The sequence below is a fragment of the Desulfosarcina sp. genome (assembly GCF_041551955.1).
Lineage (GTDB): Bacteria > Desulfobacterota > Desulfobacteria > Desulfobacterales > Desulfosarcinaceae > Desulfosarcina.
The window spans coordinates 1-18893 of record NZ_JBFELV010000007.1 but is presented as its reverse complement, the minus strand read 5'-3'; the positions used below and the strand labels follow the sequence as shown (position 1 = coordinate 18893).

At 56.2% G+C, this 18893-nt stretch carries 21 protein-coding genes; 4 read left to right on the top strand and 17 right to left on the bottom strand.

Features of this window, described 5'->3' with window-relative positions:
- Window positions 1-2: 2 nt before the first annotated feature.
- Window positions 3-266 carry a hypothetical protein gene (locus tag ABYV26_RS01330; protein ID WP_372677431.1) on the bottom strand — a complete coding sequence of 88 codons (264 nt, stop codon included), beginning with the start codon at window positions 264-266 and terminating at the stop codon, window positions 3-5.
- A 9-nt stretch (window positions 267-275) separates the two neighbouring features.
- On the opposite strand from ABYV26_RS01330, the gene ABYV26_RS01325 reads away from it, so the two are divergent.
- From ABYV26_RS01325 to ABYV26_RS01315, 3 genes are read left to right on the top strand one after another with little or no spacing between them, the layout of a single operon-like run.
- Complete coding sequence (locus ABYV26_RS01325; RefSeq protein WP_372677430.1) at window positions 276-3413, top strand: AAA family ATPase; 3138 nt, start codon at window positions 276-278, stop codon at window positions 3411-3413.
- Window positions 3410-4180: an RluA family pseudouridine synthase gene (locus ABYV26_RS01320; RefSeq protein WP_372677429.1), complete on the top strand. Its 771-nt coding sequence runs from the start codon at window positions 3410-3412 to the stop codon at window positions 4178-4180. Before ABYV26_RS01325 ends, ABYV26_RS01320 begins: the two co-directional genes overlap by 4 nt.
- Before the next feature lie 10 nt (window positions 4181-4190).
- Window positions 4191-5276: a class I SAM-dependent methyltransferase gene (locus tag ABYV26_RS01315; protein WP_372677427.1), complete on the top strand. Its 1086-nt coding sequence runs from the start codon at window positions 4191-4193 to the stop codon at window positions 5274-5276.
- Between the two features lie 44 nt (window positions 5277-5320).
- On the opposite strand, the gene ABYV26_RS01310 is transcribed toward ABYV26_RS01315, so the two are convergent.
- From ABYV26_RS01310 to ABYV26_RS01270, 9 genes are all read right to left on the bottom strand, one after another.
- The gene (locus ABYV26_RS01310; protein WP_372677425.1) at window positions 5321-5569 is read right to left on the bottom strand and encodes a hypothetical protein; all 249 of its coding nucleotides are present in this window, start codon (window positions 5567-5569) and stop codon (window positions 5321-5323) included.
- A gap of 278 nt (window positions 5570-5847) precedes the next feature.
- Window positions 5848-6198 (bottom strand): DVU0259 family response regulator domain-containing protein, encoded by a 351-nt coding sequence (divK, locus tag ABYV26_RS01305; RefSeq protein WP_372677423.1) that lies wholly within the window; start codon window positions 6196-6198, stop codon window positions 5848-5850.
- Between the two features lie 243 nt (window positions 6199-6441).
- On the bottom strand, window positions 6442-6822 hold the full coding sequence (tmcA, locus tag ABYV26_RS01300) for an acidic tetraheme cytochrome c3 TmcA (protein ID WP_372677421.1): 381 nt from the start codon (window positions 6820-6822) through the stop codon (window positions 6442-6444).
- A 26-nt stretch (window positions 6823-6848) separates the two neighbouring features.
- Window positions 6849-8183, bottom strand: a complete 1335-nt coding sequence (tmcB, locus tag ABYV26_RS01295) for an electron transfer complex ferredoxin TmcB (protein WP_372677419.1) — start codon at window positions 8181-8183, stop codon at window positions 6849-6851.
- Between the two features lie 165 nt (window positions 8184-8348).
- The gene (tmcC, locus tag ABYV26_RS01290) at window positions 8349-9008 is read right to left on the bottom strand and encodes a TmcC family electron transfer complex membrane anchor subunit (RefSeq protein ID WP_372677417.1); all 660 of its coding nucleotides are present in this window, start codon (window positions 9006-9008) and stop codon (window positions 8349-8351) included.
- 277 nt (window positions 9009-9285) lie between these two features.
- Window positions 9286-10551: an electron transfer complex subunit TmcD gene (gene tmcD / locus ABYV26_RS01285; protein ID WP_372677416.1), complete on the bottom strand. Its 1266-nt coding sequence runs from the start codon at window positions 10549-10551 to the stop codon at window positions 9286-9288.
- Between the two features lie 278 nt (window positions 10552-10829).
- The gene (locus tag ABYV26_RS01280) at window positions 10830-10970 is read right to left on the bottom strand and encodes a hypothetical protein (protein ID WP_372677414.1); all 141 of its coding nucleotides are present in this window, start codon (window positions 10968-10970) and stop codon (window positions 10830-10832) included.
- Window positions 10971-11138: 168 nt separating this feature from the next.
- Entirely contained in the window at window positions 11139-12209 is a 1071-nt protein-coding gene (locus ABYV26_RS01275; protein WP_372677412.1) for a hypothetical protein, read from the bottom strand.
- Entirely contained in the window at window positions 12202-12624 is a 423-nt protein-coding gene (locus tag ABYV26_RS01270; protein ID WP_372677410.1) for a hypothetical protein, read from the bottom strand. The genes ABYV26_RS01275 and ABYV26_RS01270 overlap by 8 nt, the downstream gene beginning before the upstream one ends.
- A gap of 517 nt (window positions 12625-13141) precedes the next feature.
- Here ABYV26_RS01270 and ABYV26_RS01265 point away from each other — a divergent pair.
- Entirely contained in the window at window positions 13142-13876 is a 735-nt protein-coding gene (locus tag ABYV26_RS01265; RefSeq protein WP_372677408.1) for an acyl-[acyl-carrier-protein] thioesterase, read from the top strand.
- Window positions 13877-13899: 23 nt separating this feature from the next.
- On the opposite strand, the gene ABYV26_RS01260 is transcribed toward ABYV26_RS01265, so the two are convergent.
- The 7 genes from ABYV26_RS01260 to ABYV26_RS01230 all read right to left on the bottom strand — a co-directional run.
- Window positions 13900-15018 carry an NADH:flavin oxidoreductase gene (locus tag ABYV26_RS01260; RefSeq protein WP_372677406.1) on the bottom strand — a complete coding sequence of 373 codons (1119 nt, stop codon included), beginning with the start codon at window positions 15016-15018 and terminating at the stop codon, window positions 13900-13902.
- Between the two features lie 236 nt (window positions 15019-15254).
- On the bottom strand, window positions 15255-16184 hold the full coding sequence (locus ABYV26_RS01255; protein WP_372677404.1) for a GGDEF domain-containing protein: 930 nt from the start codon (window positions 16182-16184) through the stop codon (window positions 15255-15257).
- A 117-nt stretch (window positions 16185-16301) separates the two neighbouring features.
- On the bottom strand, window positions 16302-16610 hold the full coding sequence (locus tag ABYV26_RS01250) for a DUF488 family protein (RefSeq protein WP_372677402.1): 309 nt from the start codon (window positions 16608-16610) through the stop codon (window positions 16302-16304).
- Between the two features lie 218 nt (window positions 16611-16828).
- The gene (locus tag ABYV26_RS01245; RefSeq protein ID WP_372677400.1) at window positions 16829-17287 is read right to left on the bottom strand and encodes a hypothetical protein; all 459 of its coding nucleotides are present in this window, start codon (window positions 17285-17287) and stop codon (window positions 16829-16831) included.
- A gap of 136 nt (window positions 17288-17423) precedes the next feature.
- The gene (locus ABYV26_RS01240; RefSeq protein ID WP_372677399.1) at window positions 17424-18026 is read right to left on the bottom strand and encodes a DUF3786 domain-containing protein; all 603 of its coding nucleotides are present in this window, start codon (window positions 18024-18026) and stop codon (window positions 17424-17426) included.
- 54 nt (window positions 18027-18080) lie between these two features.
- Window positions 18081-18626 carry a DUF1772 domain-containing protein gene (locus ABYV26_RS01235; protein WP_372677398.1) on the bottom strand — a complete coding sequence of 182 codons (546 nt, stop codon included), beginning with the start codon at window positions 18624-18626 and terminating at the stop codon, window positions 18081-18083.
- A gap of 52 nt (window positions 18627-18678) precedes the next feature.
- A partial coding sequence (locus tag ABYV26_RS01230; protein ID WP_372677396.1) for an N-acetyltransferase family protein occupies window positions 18679-18893 on the bottom strand: 215 nt, incomplete at its 5' end.

Below are 18893 nucleotides of genomic sequence, written 5' to 3'. Positions count from 1 at the left end.
TGTCAGGTATCAGTGGTCCGATTCCCAAGAGCGATGATGGTTCCACGAAAGGCCCGCCACATATGATCTGCCCCCAGTGCCACGGTGCGGTCGATGAACAAGCGGCGGTATGCAGCCGGTGCGGGGCAGTTATGCTTCCGCCGGTTCAATGCGGCCATTGCCGGGCCGTGATCCTGCCGGGAAGCAAGTACTGCGATCAGTGCGGCCACCTCCTTGACCCGGTTACGGGCCCGCGTGAAGATTCCTTTAAATGTGAACGCAAGCATGTGTCTGTGATGTTTTCAGATATCAGCAGCTACCGGGAAACCTTCAACCGGCTGGACCCGGAAGCGGTCCGGGAGGTGACCCGCCATCTCTTTGAAGAGATGGTCAAGATCATCTCCCGCTACGAGGGGTATGTGGACCGCATCCTCTGGGACGGGGTGCTGGCGATATTTGGTATGCCCCGGACCCATGAAGACGATGCCATCCGGGCCCTCCGGGCGGCGATGGATATCCAACGGGTGGCTTCGCGGTTGGAGCGCCGGTACGCCGATTGCTTGGGTGGTAAGCTTGCCATGCGATCAGGTGTCGCCACCGGTCTGGTGGTCACCGGATCTGCGGAAGAAAGGACCGGGCGGCACGGTATTACCGGTGATACCGTCAACCTGGCCGCCCGGCTCAGGGACCTGGCCGCGCCGGGAGAAGTGCTGGCGGACAGCAGCGCCTTTTCTGCGGCTGCCGGATTCTTCAACTTCCAGGCCCAACCCCCTGTGACGGTCAAGGGGCGGGTACAGCCGGTTTTGGTGTATCGGGTTGAGTCCGTTACCCTGCAGCCGAATAAGGTGCGCCGGGTACACGGTTTAAAAGCGAAGCTCGTCGGGCGGGACCGGGAATTGAAGCAGTTGGAAGATGCCGCGCTGCGGCTGCGGCGAAAAGAAGGCACGGTGTTGACCGTGTCCGGGGATGCCGGCACCGGAAAAAGCCGGTTGATCGCGGAATTCAAAGATTCGAGCGGTGCGGGTGCCGTCCGGTGGCTGGACGGCCATGCCTATGCGTATAAACGCAGCGTTCCCTACTATCCTTTTATTGACATGCTTAACCGGCTTTTTGAGATCCGTGATGAGGATGCCGAAGCGGTCATCGGGGCCAAGCTCCAGTCCGGTATCGGACCGCTGGTGGATGATCCGGATGCCGTGGTTCCATTCCTGGTGGGGTTATACGCCGCTTCTCCACCCGAAGCCCTGGCGGCAGGTCCCGAGATCTATAAATCGGGCCTCCTGAGCGCGTTTGTCACCCTGCTGTCGGCACTGTCCCGTCTGGCACCCACGATTGTCTGCATCGAAGACCTGCATTGGGCGGACCCATCCTCTGTATCGCTGATTCGATTCCTTCTCAATGCGCCGGGGCTTCCCATCCTGTTTGTGATCAGCTACCGGCCGACCCTGGATTTTCCCGATGGTGAACGTGGTGAACCCATATCCTATGCGCGTGAAAGCATCCGGCTCACCGATCTGGATGCCCCTTCGAGTAGGGAAATGATCCGGTCACTGATGGGTACCCCCACCATTCCCGATTCACTTGACCGCTATATTCTCACGAATGTGGAGGGCAATCCCCTCTACCTGGAAGAGGTCGTCAACGCCCTGATTGATAACGGGCGCCTCAGGTACGTGGACAGCGGTTGGCGTCTGGATGAAGCCCTTGACTTTTCCGACTTCTCATCCACCATCAACGGTATCATTCACGAGAGGCTGGATCGGCTGGGAAGTGACGCCAAAACCATTCTTCAGGAGGCATCGGTCATCGGACGTGTGTTTCGTCTGGAACTGCTGGGTCGGATCACGGCGTTACCCGCGCAATTCAAGCCATGCATCGACAAGATTGAACGGGTGGATTTGATCCGCCGGATTCCGGATCCGGGGGAACCGGTATACAGTTTCAAGCATGCCATTGTTCAAGAAGTGGTCTACAACAGCGTCTTGAAGCGTGATCGCCGGTCTATCCATGAACGGATCGCCCGTACCCTGGAAACCCTGTTTCAGGGTCACCTGGACAGCGTGTTGGAGACCCTGGCGCTGCATTACGCCAACAGCGATTGTACATCCAAGGCCGCCGAATACCTGATTCGTTCCGGTGAAAAAAGCCTCGAAAAATATGCCGTGGAGGAATCCCACGGTTACTACGAAAGCGCCTACCGTCTGCTGAACCGGATTGCCGCCCCCACTGCCGTTGAGCTGTCCATGCTTATCGACCTGATCATCAACAGGTACTTTGCCTTCAACAAGCGTGGGCTGTTTCGAGAGATGCTGGACCTGCTGCGAAGTCATGAAGCTGCCGTAAACGATTTTGGGGACCCCTTGCGAAAAGGCATGTTTGATGTCTGTATGGGTTGGGCGCTGCAGCGCAGGGAGCTGGTGACAGAATCCTATACCTACCTGATGCGCGCATTGAAGATTGGTCAAGAATTGGGGGACGACAAGCTGATTGGATACAGCAGCGCCGGTCTGTGCTGGACCTGCACCGATTTAGGCCGGATGGATGAAGCCCTGGCCTATGGCCGGCAGGCAGCCAATGTGGCCGACCGGATCAACACCGATCGCGAACTGACCCGCTTTAATCTGACGGGAATGGGCTTGCTGCATTTTTTCAGCGGGGATGTTGATGGCTGCTGGAAAACTGGTGAGCAGCTGCTCCGGTTCGGTGAGGTGGAGGGAGATGCCCGCTCCTTTTCGGAGGGGTATCTGCTGATGGGTGCTGCCCGGATGGCGGCGGGAGACTTCGTGCAGGCCGAGTCCCTGCTGGTCAAGGCCATCGAGGTGTCGGTGGATCCCATTTACAGCCTGAATGCCCGGTTTTTTCTCAGCTATGCCTATTTTTCACAAGGCAACGTCACCATTGCCGCCCAAACCCTCGAAGCCGTCATCGCCACCACCGAACAGTTCGGCTACGATTATGTCGGCACTTCCGCCAACGCCTTCTATGGCATCGTTTCGGCCGCCATGGGAAATTTCGGAAAAGGCGTTGCCATCATTCGAGAGCGGATTCTGACCCACCGGCAGAAGGGCAAACGGAACCACGATCTGATATTTACGCATATGCTGGGCAAATTCTATCTTTCCCTGGTCCTTGGAAAGGGATCACTGGGTGTTGCGGGCGTGATCAAAAATGCCGGATTCCTGCTGCGAACCTTGCCGATGGCATCCCGCCTGGCAGAACGGTACCTGCAGGAGGCCATTGAAATCGGCACCCAGATCGGCACCCGTCTGAGACTGGCCCACGCCTGCCTGGATCTCGGGTTGTTGTACGGACATAAAAAACGAATTTCCGACGCCCGGGCGTATATTGCCAGAAGCATCGACCTGTTCGACCGGTGTGGTGCCGATGTGCTGCTCGTCGAGGCCCGGGCGGCCCTGGATGACCTTCCCCGATGAATCTGTCCAACACCCCGGTCAAGCTCGGTCCTCAAACCCTCATTTTCGCCGGAAATATTCGGATACCGGTGGTGGCCTGTGGCCCTCGGTGGCTGGTGGTGGAAAAACCCTGTGGCATGAGCATTCACAACGACCCCGGAAGAGACTTGTGTTCCCTGGCTCTGACCGCCGTGCGGTTGGGACGCGTGCCGGCCGTGGATCGTGATCTTTCGTCCATTCATGCCGCCCATCGCATCGACCGGGACACCAGCGGCATCGTGATGCTGGCCGGCGATCCGGAAACACTCGCCTTTTTTGGCGGGCAGTTTGCTGCTAAGGCCGTCCTAAAGCGATATTTGGCAGTGGTGCATGGCCGCCTCGAAGGACCGGGTGCCGATCATCACGGGGGCGACTGGAGCTGGCCGCTGACCGCCGCCGCAGCCGGACGGAACGATCCCGTGGGCAAGGGAAAACGGTTTCCCTGCACCACCCGGTGGCGCACACTGGCCCACAGCCGCCATTATTCCCTGGTCGAATGTGAACCCCTGACCGGTCGCAAACACCAGATTCGGCGGCATGCTAAACTGGCGGGCCACCCGGTCGTGGGCGACCGGCGCTACGGGTCGCTTCGTTCCCTGGCTTATCTGCGGCGACACCACGATTTCAATCGGCTGGGTCTGCATGCCCATGCGCTGACCCTTCGCCTGCCCGGTGAAGCCGGAACGACCTCCTTCCATTCCGGTGGGTTGCCCGAGGCCATGCGGCAACTGCTGGAGATCGACCGGTAAAGGAACATTCATGCAAGATGAAGCGAAACCCTTTCAGGACAAGATCGTCGAAATCCTCAACCATGGTTCCTTGAATCTGGCCTTGGGTTTAGGGTACCGGGCCGGCCTCTTCGACATCATGGACGCCAAGGCTCGGCCCTGCACCGTGGATGAAATCTGCGAGGCGGCCGGCTTGAACCCTCGTTATGTGCGGGAATGGCTGGGGGTGATGGTTTGCGGGGACATCGTGGAGTTGGTCAGGGGCGATGACGGCCCGCCCCGGTTTTTTTTGCCCCGCGCCCATGGGGATGTGCTTGCGCGCCGTGCCGGAAGCGACAACCTGGGCGTATACACCCAGGAAATCCCCCTGCTGACGGCCTGTGCCATGGAGTCTGTGTTTCAAGGCTTTCTGACCGGTGCGGGGATCCCCTACGACCAGTATCCGGCGTTTCATGATTTCATGGCGCAACTGGGCGACGCCAAGCACCGCCAGGTGCTGGTCGACACCTTCCTGCCATCGGTGGACGAGGGCCGGGTGGTCCAAGCCCTGCATCGGGGTATCCATGTCTGCGATCTGGGATGCGCCCAGGGGGTCGCCACCCTCTTGATGGCACAGGCCTTTCCCGCCAGCCGGTTCGTCGGCATCGACATCAGCGCCCAGGCCCTCGACGCTGCCCGGTCCGACGCCTGCGAAAAGGGCTTGACCAATGTCTGCTTCGAACAGCGCGACGCTGCCGAACTGCGCCACCCCAACAACTTGTCCGCGCACTTTGACTACATCACCGCCTTCGATGCCATTCACGACCAAACCCGGCCCCTGGAGGCGCTGCGGGGCATTCGTGAAATATTAAAGGATAACGGCGCCTTTTCCATGATCGATATTGCCGCGGAGAGCGACATCGATAGTAACCGGGACCATCCCATGGGTGCGTTTTTATACACGGTCAGCCTGATGCATTGCATGCCGGTCGGGCTGGTGGATGGCGGTGTCGGCCTGGGCATGATGTGGGGGAGGCAACTGGCGGAAAAAATGCTGGCACAAGCCGGGTTCGGTCGGGTGTCGGTGACAAAGATCCCCAACGACCCGTTCAATTTGCACTTTTTCTGCCGGAAATAGCGGCCAACGCGGTTTTGATCACTACCGCTGCCTGGGTAAATAGGTCAATCAGGAACGGGGGGCGGTAGTTTTTTCGGCAGGTCTTCGAGCGTCGGTGGGGCAGCGCCGGTGTGGGCCAGTGGCTGCATGGATCGTTCACGGGCTTCTTTGGATAGGGTAACCCGGTCGACAACGCCGAAGGCATGCTCCTCCCGGCCCTTTCGTTCAGCGGTTGCCGAATTCGGTCGCACCGGCCGTTCGATGGGGGAGATTTTCCGGTTGTCCACGATGATATAGGGGGTATCGTCTGTCATCGGCATCACGCCTTGCTGCCAACCCACGCAGTTCCTTCCAAACAACAATAATTCCGTATGGCTATATTCGATACAAGCATTTGATTATTATCATACTTTTTCCATCGCCACAAGCAGCGCGTTTCCTAATCCCCTTAACCCCCGACGACAACTGCGACGCGGTGTCCGGCGAGAGCGGTAATGCAATCATTCTTGAAAGTGCACAAGACGGCTGCGGTTGGTTCTTGCGCATGTGCGATCGTTCAAAACCTGGGTTTCATAACAGCAGGCTGTCCGCGTCAACCAATCGTATTCTTGACCATCCCCACCAGTTTTTCCGGATCGAATGGCTTTTTGACGAAGGCGATGGCGTCCTTGATGGCGTGGTCGCCGTCGATACCGCTGATCACGATGACCGGCGTGTCACGCAGCTGCTTGTCCTTGCGCAGTTTGCGGTAAAAGCGGGGGCCCCACTCGCCGGGCATCTGCAGGTCCAGGGTGATCAGGTCGGGCTTCTCCTTTTTGACCACGTCCAGGCCTTCCATGGTGCTCGACGCATTGCAGGTTTCGTAGCCGTTGTCGCTGAAAACGGCTTCCAGATATTTGACCACGATGGGGTCGTCGTCGATGATGAGAATTTTCTTGGGCATGGACACTTTCTCCTAATCGATTTTCTGTAAAGAGATTTCTCGGGGCTTGAGGCCGCTCTAGCATCTCACAACCATCAGGATCGTAATAGACGCATTATCCAATGTTGACTCAGAAAGGGTAGGTTATGGTTCAGGCCAAGGCCGCAGCGATGTTGAAACCGGAGGCGCAGCAGCGCTACGTCGAGGATTTTAACATCGGGAAAACGCCGGTCTGGAGCATACGATGCCTTTTCTGGGTTAACACTACTTGATGTGGCACTCCCCGCACATAATCGGCCCCTTCTTCTGCGCCTGATGACAGCCTTTGCAGTTGGTGTGAAAGGCCTTGATCAGGGGCGGCCCCTCACCGGCGCCTGTCAGTTCGTGGCAATCCGAACAGCTCTGGTCTTCCGAGGACTCGTCCTCCAATCGCTTGCCGTCCTCGTAGACGTGATGACACTCGGCGCAGTCGTCGATGCCGGCGGCCTCGTTGTGCGCATCGTGGACGAAGACCGACGGTGTGCGCTGGGGGTTGTCGAAGGCCGCGTTGTCAACGATGGTCATGTCGTCCTGCGACCATGCCGATGTGATCGCCAGAACGATCCCGACGATCATTGCCAGTGTGATCCACGTGACGGTTTTCATATTTTCTCCTGCTCCTGCACGGGGTCTCATACGGGTTTTTCCATGACTTCGTAGATGATGTCCCCGAAGAACTTGATGTCCAGACCGATTTCATAGTGGTGCACGATGTCGTGCAGTCCGCTGTGGCAGTTGTGGCATGGGGCCACGAGGACCTCAGCCCCCTTGGTTTTGGCCCCGAAAAGTTGTTCGGCCTTGACCCGGTTGCCCGTGATGCGTGTCATCTTGAAGGGCGGGCCGGTGTTGATCACCCCGCCGCCGGCGCTGCAGCAATAATTGTGCTCCCGGTTGGGGTGCATCTCGATCACGTTTTCGCACAGGGCGTGGGCCACGTAGCGGGCCTTTTCGTGCAGCCCGCCGCCGCGCACCACGTTGCACGGGTCGTGCAGGGTGATGGGGGGCTTATACTTCCTGGCGATCTTGATGCGGCCCTCCTTGATGATGTCATGGTAGAACTCAATCGCATGCACGATTCTGAAGGGCGGCATGGACCAGCCCAGCCAGCGATTGCCCATGTCGTAGACCGATCGGAAGGCGTGTCCGCACTCGCCCATGACGATCTTTTTAACTTTGAGCCGGGCGGCGGTCTCGAAGTGGGTTCGCTTGATGCGGCCCATGAGTTCGTTGTCACCGGTGAACATGGCCATGTCGCTGTTGTCCCACCCCACGGAGGCGGGCATGGTCCAGTTGACGCCGGCCACGTGCATGATCACCGCCGCCTGATAGATCAGCTGGGCCTGGAATTTTGGCTCCGGGGCGATGACGCTGTACATGATGTCCGCCCCTTCTTTTTCCAGTGGAATCCGCAGGTCGGGGATTTCCGCCTGGGCCTCCTCCTCCTGCCACTGGAGGGTGTCAGGCCATTCGTCGCCCTTAACCCACATCTGGTTCATGGTCACCGAGTGGCTGTGGGCGGTGTCCTGGATGTAGAGTGGGGTAACCCCCAGCCGGTGGATGATTCGACGCACCACACTCATCAGGTAGGCGATGTCGATGCCGAAGGGGCAGTATTGGGCGCATCGTTTGCACAGGTTGCATTCGGTGTGGGCGATAATGGCCGCCTGGCGAATGAATTCCGGGCTCACGCGACCCTTTTTCTTGACCATCTCCCAAATGGTCTGTTTGACTTTGCCCACCGGCGAGTAGCGTGGATCGTTGTCGTGGGATAGGTAGTAGTGGCACGCTTCCGAGCACAGGCCGCAATGAATGCAAGTTTCTACGTATGCCTTCAGTCGGGCGCCGGTTTCCGAATCAATTACGCTGTTGATCACCGATTCAATGTGCGCGTCGGTAAGCCGGGAGATGCCGACGTCGATGCCTTCGTCGACGATTTTGGTCACTTCTTTTTTTGACGGTTCCGCCATATTGAGAACTCCTTTTCAACTCACGCCAGATGCAGGTAAGTTTCGGCAGCTGGTTGGTTCACCCGAACCCGGATAAACTGGAAACAACAAATCGCAAGCACCACATCCCAAATAAATGCGCAATTACCATTTCCTAATCCCAAGATTAAGACACTATCGTTGCCCTTACCAGTCCCGGGCGTGCCGCACCTTGCCGAACTCGGAGCCCATGTACGCCCGGGTGAAGGGTGAAAAGAGCATGTGGCTCAAGCGGGTGAAGGGAATGGCCGCAAGCATGATGTCTCCGGCCAGCACATGCAGGCACATCATCAGTGGGTAGGACAGCCACTGGTGATAGGCCATAAATCCGGTGATGAAAGGCGCCGCCACGATGGCCAGAATCACGAAGTCCGAGACCGACGTGACGAACTTGACTTCCGGTTGGGTGACTCTTCTGACTAAAAAATAAACAGCACCCAAAATGACGATCATCGTCATGACATCGGCGACGGCGTCGGGCAGCGTCCACCAGCTGACATTGAATGCCTCGTCCCAGAGCACCACGTGGGAGAGCAGGAAGATGGGTGTGGCCAGCAGGCAGAGGTGAAATGCGAAAGTGACCACGGTGAGCACGGGCTGGCGCCGCCAGTTGACCGTGGCAAAGGGGATGATCCAGTGAAGGATGGATCTCAGGCTGTAGCGCCAGCTCATATAGGAAAAGATGAACCGCTCTTTTTCGGCCACCAGCTTCAGCATGCTGGCTATGCGGTAAATGCTGCCCCCGAAAAAGAGAATAAAGGCGACCCATGCCAGCGGCCCACTGACAATGTTGTAGAAGGTATGCATGTATTTCTCCTCGTTAGTGGGCGTCTGGAAACGGTATCTTGTGCTCCAGATCGGCGTTCTCGGGTTTTGAAAATCCTCGACGTAGCGTTGCTACGCCTCCGGTTCCCAAAACCCTGTGGCCTTGTTCTGAACCACAAGCTACCATTCCCTGACACACACCCTCAAATAGGCAAATGTCGAGCTTGCTGCAGCGACAGGGGAGATATAAAAATATCGAAGGTCCATTTGTCCCGCTTGGGCGCCGATCTCCATACCACCATTTTTGAATGCGCGCCGACTATCCGGTGAAGCTAGAAACAGGCACAACGCGCCGGACATAGTCGCCCGCTTCGATGGTACGCAGCATCAGGTGCGTGCCTTCCGGACTGAAGACCGGTTCCCAGGCAGCATCGCATGACCTGGACCAGACCCGGTTGTTTACGGTGTAGGTGTAGTGGCCCTTTTTTTCCACCTTGGCGGCCACGTCCTTGCCATCCGGGCTGAAGACCGGCTTCCAGGCCATGTCCCAGGCATCTGACCAGGGGCTGCCGTCCACCACCACGCGGAAGGTTTCTTCATCCTTCGCCAGGGCGGCGATGCGCTGTCCGTCCGGGCTGAAAGTTGCGTCGGTGACCAGTTGGCTGAAGGTGGCCGGCCATGGCTCGCCGTCTACGGCCACCGTCCAGCGGCCGTATTTGGGGGCAACGATGGCGGCCAGGCGGCTTCCGTCCTGACTGAACATTTGGTGCCAGATCTGGACAAAGCGGCGGTCCCAGAGAATTTTTCCGTTTTCGGCCAGCCGCCACATCCCCTTTTCCCGTACCGGTGCCACGACGGTCCCGGTGACCGGGTTGAACGTCGGCTCCCAGACGGTAGCATAGCGGGATTCCCACGGTACGCCGTCCACGGCAATGGTATAGTCATAGAGGTTGAGCCGAACTTCAGCGGCCATGTGCCCGCCGTCCGGGCTGAGGGCCAGGTTCCAGACGTTGACGAATCGCATGTCCCACGGTACACCGTCTAAGGCAGCGGTGAAGCTTCCTTTTTGGAATTTGTGGATCTCACCCGAGTCCACGTCTTCCACTTGAACGGCGCCGGCCGTATGCCGGCCGTCCGGGCTCATGGCAAAATAGGTCATGTTGGCGTAGGTCTGCTCCCAGGGCTTTCCGTTCAAAACCATGGCATAGCGCATGTCCTGCTGCACCGCGGCGACGATATTGGCGCCGTCGGTGCTGAAGCGCGGCTCCCAGATGTAGCCGAATTTTTTCTCCCAGGCCGCGCCATCTACGGCCATGGTCCACTCGCCCATTTCGGACACCAGGGCGGTGAGCCTGCCATCCGGTGAGAAACGCAGGTGCCATATTTTATCGAAAACCGTTTCTCCCCAGGACTCGCCGTTAACGCAGACGGTGAATTCCCCTTCGTCCACGTTGACGATGGCGGCGACCGTTTCACCGTCGGGGCTGGCATAGGGTTCTTCAACCCATCGGTATTTATTTTTCCAGGATTTTAGAGAAACATGTTTCTCACCGGTCTCCCAGTCCCAGCTTCGGGAATCAACCATGGTGCCTCCTCGTTGAAAGGTTGGCGCGTGGATTCTCAGGTGGTGTTGAATGGTGGATGGGGATGACCCTGCCCGCTGAAAAATAGCGGGGCTTCCGATGACAATGGCCAAAGGAAAAGCCCCCTTGCGAATTGTCGCTGGCCGTGGCCGGTTGCATATTCGTTTCCCTTGCGTGGTTGTGTCGGATTCATTGAAAAACAGTGATACCTAACGTTTTTATACTGATCCGATTCGAAACCGCAAGTTTGTTTTTGGTCTCCCTGCTCAAAAAGAGATGCTTACCTCGGTTTTTTTTCATGGCCGATTTCGCCGTTTTCAGCTGTCAGCACCGCATAGCCGTAAGCACTCGGAAACGGACGGAACATGGTCAAGGTGGCGGTTTCATCGTCGATGACCAGGACCGTTTCCGAGGCATCCATCGTAAAGGTCATTCCTTGAGGGGGCGTTTGGATAAAAAAGGGGTGTCGTTTCTGCCTGATGAGACCATGATACCTGAAGCAGGACCGTTTGCAACGATTTCCTTACGGGACGGGAGGCTGTCGGTCAAAGAAAATAGTTAAGTCGGCCTCATCCGTTTGAAATGATGGTCATCCCATGAACCCGGTATAGAGGAAGGCCCCGTAGGCGATGGTGAGCAGAGCGCCCATGATGCGGGGGAGCCGGCCGATGACAGAGACGAAAAAGAGATGAATCAACCCCGCCCCGAGGATCACCATGATTCCCAAATTCATCTGGGCAGGAACCTGGATGACGGAAAACAGGGCAAACAGGCCGATACACATGGGGATGCAGATATGGCCGTCACCCACCTGCGAACTGTAGACGATGTCAGCCCGCCGGGCCCATGCGTAATATGCGGCCAGCACCGCATTGGGCAGCACCATGAGGCAGCCGCTGAGCATACCCAACTGGTCGTAAAGGATGAACCCCGGGCCAAGGGCCATGACCCAGGCCACCAGGCGGTCGATGCCGTGGAGAACCCCTGCGCCTAAAGCAACCACCAGCAGGGCATCCACCAGGATGGTCCACGACAGGGAGCGGCGCTGATGGATGTTATATTTGAGCACATCAAATACGTGCAGCACCTGCCAGAACAGAAAAATACCCACCAGAACCAGACCGTCACTGAAATCCAAACGGCCGTCACGGCCCAATGCCCACAGGGCCCCGGTGAAAAAAAAGAGGGCCACGAGGGTCAGGATCAAGGAGAGGGTGTTGAGGCGTTGAAGCTTGGACACGGGTTTGTTAACCGCCTTGGCCGACCGGGAAGGGATGATGTTGAGAGACCATATCAGCGCCGGAAGGCCGATGAGCAGGGTGAGGTTCGTGACGTTGTTGACGAGGCAGTTTTCTACGATGACCGATCCACTGCCCCCCTGTCGGCCCAAAGAGAAGGCGAACATCAGATTGGGAAACCCGGATGCATAGGGCATCACCAGCGTGCCGAGCACGGTGCCCTCGAGCCCTTTGCGCTCCAGCACGTTGAGGCGGTATACCATGAGAATGGAGCAGACGAGGAACAAGGCCAGAGAGAACCACGGGTCCAGGGCTTCGGCGAGGCGATACCACCCGCTCAACTGCTGGAGGCCCGCCCGGCAATAAGCCGCCGCATGGTCTGCGTAGGCGAAAAGGGGCGCTAAAAATCCAGAGTCACTCATCGGGATGGCCGGCTACCAGTTCTTTCCAGCGCTGATCGAGCGCCTTGAGTTGTCCGACGAGGGTTTCCAGATCATCCACATCGGTTCGGGGAATGTCCAGCTTTTCAGCGTAGGTGTAGAGTTTTTGTTTTTCAGGCAGGGTAAAGTTGCCGTCCATGGAGGCGATCATGATGGCGTCTTTGAGTACGCGAAGGGCCGTCAAGCGGGACACGTTATGGGTGCCGATTTCAAAATTCCTGTCCGTCTCCTTCAGAACCTGCTCGTAGTCGACACCCAGCCCGATAGCCTGCTTCCGAATGAAACGATACTCCGGCAGACTATTGTTCTTGTCTGCCCGGGCAATAGAGATCAGCATTTTTACGTAGGTTTCGCGGTCGAACTCGGTAGTACGTCTATCCTGGTTGGCGCTTGGCATTCCCTTTTCCCCTTTTGTCATGCTGGATGAATGATGATTTACGGTCAGGGATTTTTGCAACAACCATTCCAATCGGTTGCCTTTTTTCTGGATCGTTTTTCGTCGTCATCGGCCGGCGCTTCCGCGCGCCGGATTGGCGCGTCTCCCAGACCGGAGGATGTTTCATTTTGTACACAGTCGCGTGTAGCCTCACACCTCTTTTATGTATATACATAACGAATGTAGTATATTATGAACTGTAGATCTTCTGAGAATCAATGAATGGACAACCGATGCACGGAGACTGAGCCGGTTGCCAATGGGTCCGAATGATGATTTGAAACCGGTCTTTGAAATGGTTGAAGAGGCCCAACATGACGCCGGATGACGAAATTCGCCAAATCCGTGACACTCAGCGTCTGATTCTTCGGCGCCTGGAACCCGATATCGGCCGAAAACCCCGCGCCACCGATTCATTTTGCTCACACCCTTTAGTAAAGCGGGTCAAGTCGAGGGGAAAAAATAGAGGCGAGAATACATGAAAATCGAACAGACTGCCCGGGTTGATTACGATGAAGTGGACACCAATTTTCGGATGAAGCTGCCGATTTTGTTTAAACGTCTCCAGCGTGCTGCGGTCCATCATTCGGAACAGGTGGGGCTGGGTTCCTCGAATATGGTAGCCGCCGGTGCCGTGTGGATTTTGAACCGCATGCGGATGGAGATTTACCGCATGCCCGTTTACCGGGAAGCAATCACCATCCGGACTTGGCACAAAGGATCGGCCGGCTTTCGGGCTGGCCGGGATTTTTTGATGGTCTGCGGGGACGAGACGGTGGCGGCAGCCACTAGTCAGTGGCTCTATTTCGACTTGAACCGCAAACGGATCGCCAAGATCCCGAAGCACATATCCGAACCTTACACGGTCGAGACGGAGGATATCCTGGCTGCCGACGCCATCGATTTTGAGGTGGATCAGACATTCGCACCGGCGCAGACGACATCCGTCACCACCCGGGAAGGGGATTACGATCCCAACGGGCACGTGAACAACACCGTTTACTTGGAGTACCTGGATACGCTGATCAAACGAAGCGGGGTCGGTGACGCCGAGGTGGGCCAGGTGGGGATTCAATACCTCAAGGAGATCGGCCGGGATATCCACACCCTCCAGGCCGGTATCACGACAGTGGGCAGCACTGCCAGATTCCGGTTTTATGACGCAACGGCCGTTTATGCCGCCGGTGTTGTTACTGTCGGAACAACTGGCTGAACCAATTGGTGATGAAGTAGCTGCTAAACGAATTTAGCCTTCCACGCCTTCATCTTCTCTGCCGTCCAGGCCACACAAAAGGCAGGCCGACCCTTCATGACCATCTGCATGCAGGCGTCCCCGCAATCGGGTGAGCAGTCGAGAATATCGGCATCCCGGCCGTCGCGGACTTTTTTCGGCCACTGTGGATCGGCCCACAGCACACGGGCCAGGCCGATCAGGTCGGTTTTTTCCTCTGCAATGGCTCGGTCTGCAACGGTGCCGGTTGCCAGGCGGCCGGCGGCGATGACCGGAACGTCGACGACCGAGCGGATCGCGGCGGCCAGATCGAGCATATAGCCCTCCTGTTTTGACCTTTGCACGATATCCGGCAGGGAAAAGGATTCATAGGTGCCGCCCATGACGGAGATATAGGCGATACCGGCCCGGGCAAGTCTCTTGGCGAACGGTTTGGACTCCTCGAGGTGCAATCCGTCCGGCATCCATTCGTCAGCCAGGAACCGGTACCCGACCGGAACGCTGCCCACTGCCGCCTTGACCCTCGCCACGACCTTCAGGGCAAATCGCTGCCGGTTTTCCAGGCTTCCCCCGTATTCGTCAGTACGCTGATTGGTGCGGGGGGAGAGAAACTGGGCCAATAGATAGCCGGTGCCGCCGTGCAGTTCCACCATGTCGAACCCGGCGGTTTTTGCTCTGGCGGCGGCTTTTACATATTGGTCGGTGATACGCCCAATCTCTGTCTTTTCCAGGGCCTTGGGAAATCGACCGAATGTCTTCACGGCCGACGGTGCAACCGGGTCCCCGGTTGCGTGGGCAAAGCGTCCGGCGTGGTTGATCTGCAGGCAGGCCAGCGCACCTTCCTGTTTGATGGCCTCGGCCAGTTGCCTCAACCCGTCCAGGTTGTCGTCGGTGTCGGCCCGCAGGGTGCGGTTGGAGCCACTGCCGGTAGGGTGCTCCACCGTCGCATTCTCGACCACGATCATGGCCACACCGCTCTGGGCCATGAGCCGATAATGTTCCAGCATCATCCGGCTGACCGTGCCGCCTTCGCCGGCATAGCCCAGATAGAGCGGCGCCATGGTCAGTCGGTTTTTCAGGGTCAAGCCCTGGATGGTGATTTCGGAAAAGAGATGGGAGTACACGGCTGCCCTCCTTAAGATCATGGTTATTCCAATGAGCCCGATACGCGATTGGTCAAGGGCTCGACCGCGGACGACGGCCGTCGCATTGCCGAGTCAGGCCCATCGAGCTATTCTCCTTCCGGATGGCTGGAAAAAGCCGCTCAGTGACTGCATCCGCTAAGACCGATCGGCCACCTGCCCGTCACCCGTTCGCTTCTAATAAGGTAGGCGTGATCAAATGCATTATCCTCTTGACGCTATGATCCAGGCGCTTGGGGATGCGCACCGCGCGGTTCGCGGGGGCGCCTTGTATTCAGCGGGTGGCCGGTTAACTCTGGGCGACCATAGGCTTCGATAAGAAGCTGGTTCTTTCCGCTTTTTTTTACTCGGTACATCAGCGTGTCGGCCAATCGGATGGCTTCGTTCAGGTTCGATGGTGCGGTAAGGAAAACGGCAACGCCAATGCTCAGACCGATCGGCCAGCCTTTTTCCCCCGCTTTTTTCAAAAGGGATTCACGCATGTTCCCGAAAACGGTGGCAGCCCCGGAATAGGTGGTTTCCGGCAGGAGGACCACGAATTCATCCCCACCCAAACGTCCCACGAGGTCCGCCTTGCGAACGCAGGTCGATAAAACGGAAGCGACCGTTTTGAGGACCTTGTCCCCTTCGGCATGCCCCAAGGTGTCGTTCACGCGCTTGAAATTGTCCAAATCGATGTACCCGATGGCCGTTGGCCGATCGAACCGGTCTGCGATGCGCAAAACGGTTTGCGCGGACTCAGTGAAGGCGAATCCGTTCATGACCCCCGTAAGGCCGTCCAGCCGTGCCATGCTCCGCTCTTTCTCCAGCTGGTCCCTGACGGTCGTAAGCAGCCACGCGGTGACGACGAAAAACAGGAACCGAACACCGGCGTTCCAGAGCGGGATAAAGGACTGGCTATATTGGTTGCCTGCCGTGATATCGACGATGAGCCAGACGGACGCACTGACGATGCTGAGAAGGACGCCGTGAACCATCCGAGCATACCAGGTGGTGAATGCGATGGGCAGCAGGTAGAAAATGGAGAATGACAACTCGTAGCCGGTGGCGTGATCCAATGCGGCAAGCACAAGAACAAGGAGCAGGCAGGCTGTCGTGACCTGCAGCGACGTTCGCTCTTTAAAAAACGCATCGATACGGGATATCATGACGGGCCCCTTACCCTTTTCCCGGTCAACGCCGCCGCTGTCAGGTGCGGTCGCGTTTCCTGCCGAACTCCACTGAAGCGGCTTGTCCGGGTTTTTCGTTCCGGGTCTCGCGTAGACTCATTCGAGTTCAGCGCCCCGCTCGGCCAATAACGTACACAGGATGGATCGGTGGCAGCGGCGTTCGATCTCACAGTAACAGCCGATTGACAGGTTGGCTTGATCGGACCGCGCGGCAAGCAGATCGAGAATCCTGCTTTTTCCAGGGTTGCCCATCTCTGCACGGTATTTTTTAACCAATGCAGCCCACACTTTCTCGGATTCGGCAGCCTGCCCGATCTTCCCGAGTTCAGGTGGCGGTGTAACCTTTGGGAGCCACACATCATACCAGAACAACGCGCCAAATGCCCACGGGTGGAAAGTGGCCATGGGTGGGCGGTTGGGACCGCAGGTAAACACACCGGTTCAAGACATTGGAATGATAGTGTTTCGTGGTTTCTCGGGTGGGCGCACCCCGAGAGAGCGGCTAAAACAAGTATCAACAATGTAATCTGAACCGATGCCTTCATGGGTAACCACTTCATAGTTTTAAACGATAAACGCGAAGGTCCCGGCAGCGGCTTTTTGCCGTCCGGTGGACGTGCTGGTTATGCATTCTCTGTGTTTTGATCCTCGGAGAGTAATTTAATGTTTTCGAGAGCTTTGGGCCAACAAGAATCGAACATCGCCACAAATGACGGATGGGTGTTCATTTCGATTGTTAAGATGGTTTTGCCTTCAGACTCGGACAAAATATACTTCTCTGTGGTGCCGATCCATTGCATCGCTGCCTCGCTGTCCGTTTCTTCGTTTCCTTCTTCAGTTATCATTGCAACATGTTTGGCCATAATACACTTGTAGGGGTCAAAGATCTCTAATATCGCCTTCGTTCCACCCATATCCGGATCAACAAATTTAACAGTTGCTCCAATCTCCCATTGACCTTCAAAACGAGAATTCTCTGAAAAAGCTTTCACCCACTGTTCGTATTTTCCAGGTGCAAGCATGGTGTTCCAAACATGGCTTCTACCGGCATCTATTTTGATTGAATAGCTCAATTTCTTCATTTGGTCCTTCTATGAATATCCTAAAGGTTAAGCGGAAGACGGTTTTCTTGCACTTATTTTTTTATATAATTACAGGTATTTTGAGTCTATCTTGTAAAAGCCGCACGTAATAGCCGCTCCGACTTAAGCGGTCTTGTTAGCCACGGTGCCTTCCTATTCTTTCGCAAATCGCCACGGCTAAAGCATAAACAATATCAGCGGCTAAATGGTCGGCAATAGTTCTATCGTACAGTATCTTCGCTTCAGCTGGAAAATTCTCGTCACCTAACCAATACAACACAGCCGCAGGAATTCGGGGTGTTATCCGAAAGCGATAAGCAGCGTCCGCCATATTGAGCCGTATGCCGTGCAGTTGTTCACATCTGGCTTTGAATTCGTCAATATTATCGTTAAATCGGTTCGATATCCATCTTGTCGGGATTTCATGAGGGCCGCGGAAGAACGTAGGGCCACCAGGAATATCTTTTTCTGATATCCACTCCTTGAACGGCTCTGTTTCTCTGGATTGAAGCAGATAATGGATCATGAACAGATAAAAATAATCATGCATCCGTTGGGAGTTATTGCCCATGCAACTGATTTTCAATTGATTCGGGAATATCCTGTAGTCGTCACCCCATGCAGACAAGGTATAAGACTCATTCATATCGTCATATTTACATAATGCCCGCCTGCAAACATCAATCGGATCTCGTCGGGAGAGTTCTTCAAAATGAATTATGTCAATTAACTCGGTCATTATTTCTCCATGGAGCCTAAACCGTCAGCTGAGGTTTGCGCATGGGCCGCGCCTTCAGAGTTTAAAGAGCAAAATTATCAACAGGGCAGATACCAGGCTCGATAAAGCTGCCCTGATTGCGTTCCATCGATTCCAACGTGGTTCGAAGTCTTCACGCGCATTTTTTTGCTCTTCTTCATCGAGCGCATCGGCATCCAGGGTTTGTAGTTGGTTGTTCAGCGGTACATTAATCGTGACCGTCGGCAATTGGACACCGAGAAGATAGGCGAGTGCCGCGAATATCAATAGCGACCGTTCAATTCCACCCAACTGCCCGATGCCAAGCATCGCCGAAATAATCAAAGCCACAACTGAACCGATCCAGACCAACATAAATAATGGTTGGTTGTTCTGGATCACGCCATCCATCTTCTGAAAAGCGCGGATAAACTCTCCGTCGGCTAACCTCCTGAGGCCCGGCATCACCACTATTGAAAAAGCAAACAGGAATCCCGCCACGAGAGAACACAGAAGGGTAGCTAAAATCAATGTGACCTGAAAGATTCCCATCGTTTGATCGTTGCCTCCAATACGTGGGCAACGCCCGTAATAGATTTCCATTTAGGGCGAATCGGAAAATTGAAAATTGTTCCGTGTGCTTGCCGATGATGTTTTAAAGCCATTTGTACATTATCAAGGCATCCACGTAGCCTAAAGCTGGATGGTTGAATGCTTTGGGTAAACGGCCGACTGTTTGAAAGCCCAGTTTGCCCCACAACCGAACAGCGCCTTGGTTACTGGAAGCAACAAAATTAAATTGCATGGCTTTGTACCCCAGCGCCCTGGCAATTTTCTGGGAATGTTCGCACATGGCGGTGGCAAGGCCTC

Excerpts from the sequence above, each read along its gene's own strand:
- ABYV26_RS01330 (WP_372677431.1), bottom strand. The coding sequence starts at position 266 with ATGCTTGCGTTCACATTTAAAGGAATCTTCACGCGGGCCCGTAACCGG.
- ABYV26_RS01325 (WP_372677430.1), top strand. The coding sequence starts at position 276 with ATGTTTTCAGATATCAGCAGCTACCGGGAAACCTTCAACCGGCTGGAC.
- ABYV26_RS01320 (WP_372677429.1), top strand. The coding sequence starts at position 3,410 with ATGAATCTGTCCAACACCCCGGTCAAGCTCGGTCCTCAAACCCTCATT.
- ABYV26_RS01315 (WP_372677427.1), top strand. The coding sequence starts at position 4,191 with ATGCAAGATGAAGCGAAACCCTTTCAGGACAAGATCGTCGAAATCCTC.
- ABYV26_RS01310 (WP_372677425.1), bottom strand. The coding sequence starts at position 5,569 with ATGACAGACGATACCCCCTATATCATCGTGGACAACCGGAAAATCTCC.
- divK (WP_372677423.1), bottom strand. The coding sequence starts at position 6,198 with ATGCCCAAGAAAATTCTCATCATCGACGACGACCCCATCGTGGTCAAA.
- tmcA (WP_372677421.1), bottom strand. The coding sequence starts at position 6,822 with ATGAAAACCGTCACGTGGATCACACTGGCAATGATCGTCGGGATCGTT.
- tmcB (WP_372677419.1), bottom strand. The coding sequence starts at position 8,183 with ATGGCGGAACCGTCAAAAAAAGAAGTGACCAAAATCGTCGACGAAGGC.
- tmcC (WP_372677417.1), bottom strand. The coding sequence starts at position 9,008 with ATGCATACCTTCTACAACATTGTCAGTGGGCCGCTGGCATGGGTCGCC.
- tmcD (WP_372677416.1), bottom strand. The coding sequence starts at position 10,551 with ATGGTTGATTCCCGAAGCTGGGACTGGGAGACCGGTGAGAAACATGTT.
- ABYV26_RS01280 (WP_372677414.1), bottom strand. The coding sequence starts at position 10,970 with ATGGATGCCTCGGAAACGGTCCTGGTCATCGACGATGAAACCGCCACC.
- ABYV26_RS01275 (WP_372677412.1), bottom strand. The coding sequence starts at position 12,209 with ATGAGTGACTCTGGATTTTTAGCGCCCCTTTTCGCCTACGCAGACCAT.
- ABYV26_RS01270 (WP_372677410.1), bottom strand. The coding sequence starts at position 12,624 with ATGCCAAGCGCCAACCAGGATAGACGTACTACCGAGTTCGACCGCGAA.
- ABYV26_RS01265 (WP_372677408.1), top strand. The coding sequence starts at position 13,142 with ATGAAAATCGAACAGACTGCCCGGGTTGATTACGATGAAGTGGACACC.
- ABYV26_RS01255 (WP_372677404.1), bottom strand. The coding sequence starts at position 16,184 with ATGATATCCCGTATCGATGCGTTTTTTAAAGAGCGAACGTCGCTGCAG.
- ABYV26_RS01250 (WP_372677402.1), bottom strand. The coding sequence starts at position 16,610 with ATGGCCACTTTCCACCCGTGGGCATTTGGCGCGTTGTTCTGGTATGAT.
- ABYV26_RS01245 (WP_372677400.1), bottom strand. The coding sequence starts at position 17,287 with ATGAAGAAATTGAGCTATTCAATCAAAATAGATGCCGGTAGAAGCCAT.
- ABYV26_RS01240 (WP_372677399.1), bottom strand. The coding sequence starts at position 18,026 with ATGACCGAGTTAATTGACATAATTCATTTTGAAGAACTCTCCCGACGA.
- ABYV26_RS01235 (WP_372677398.1), bottom strand. The coding sequence starts at position 18,626 with ATGGAAATCTATTACGGGCGTTGCCCACGTATTGGAGGCAACGATCAA.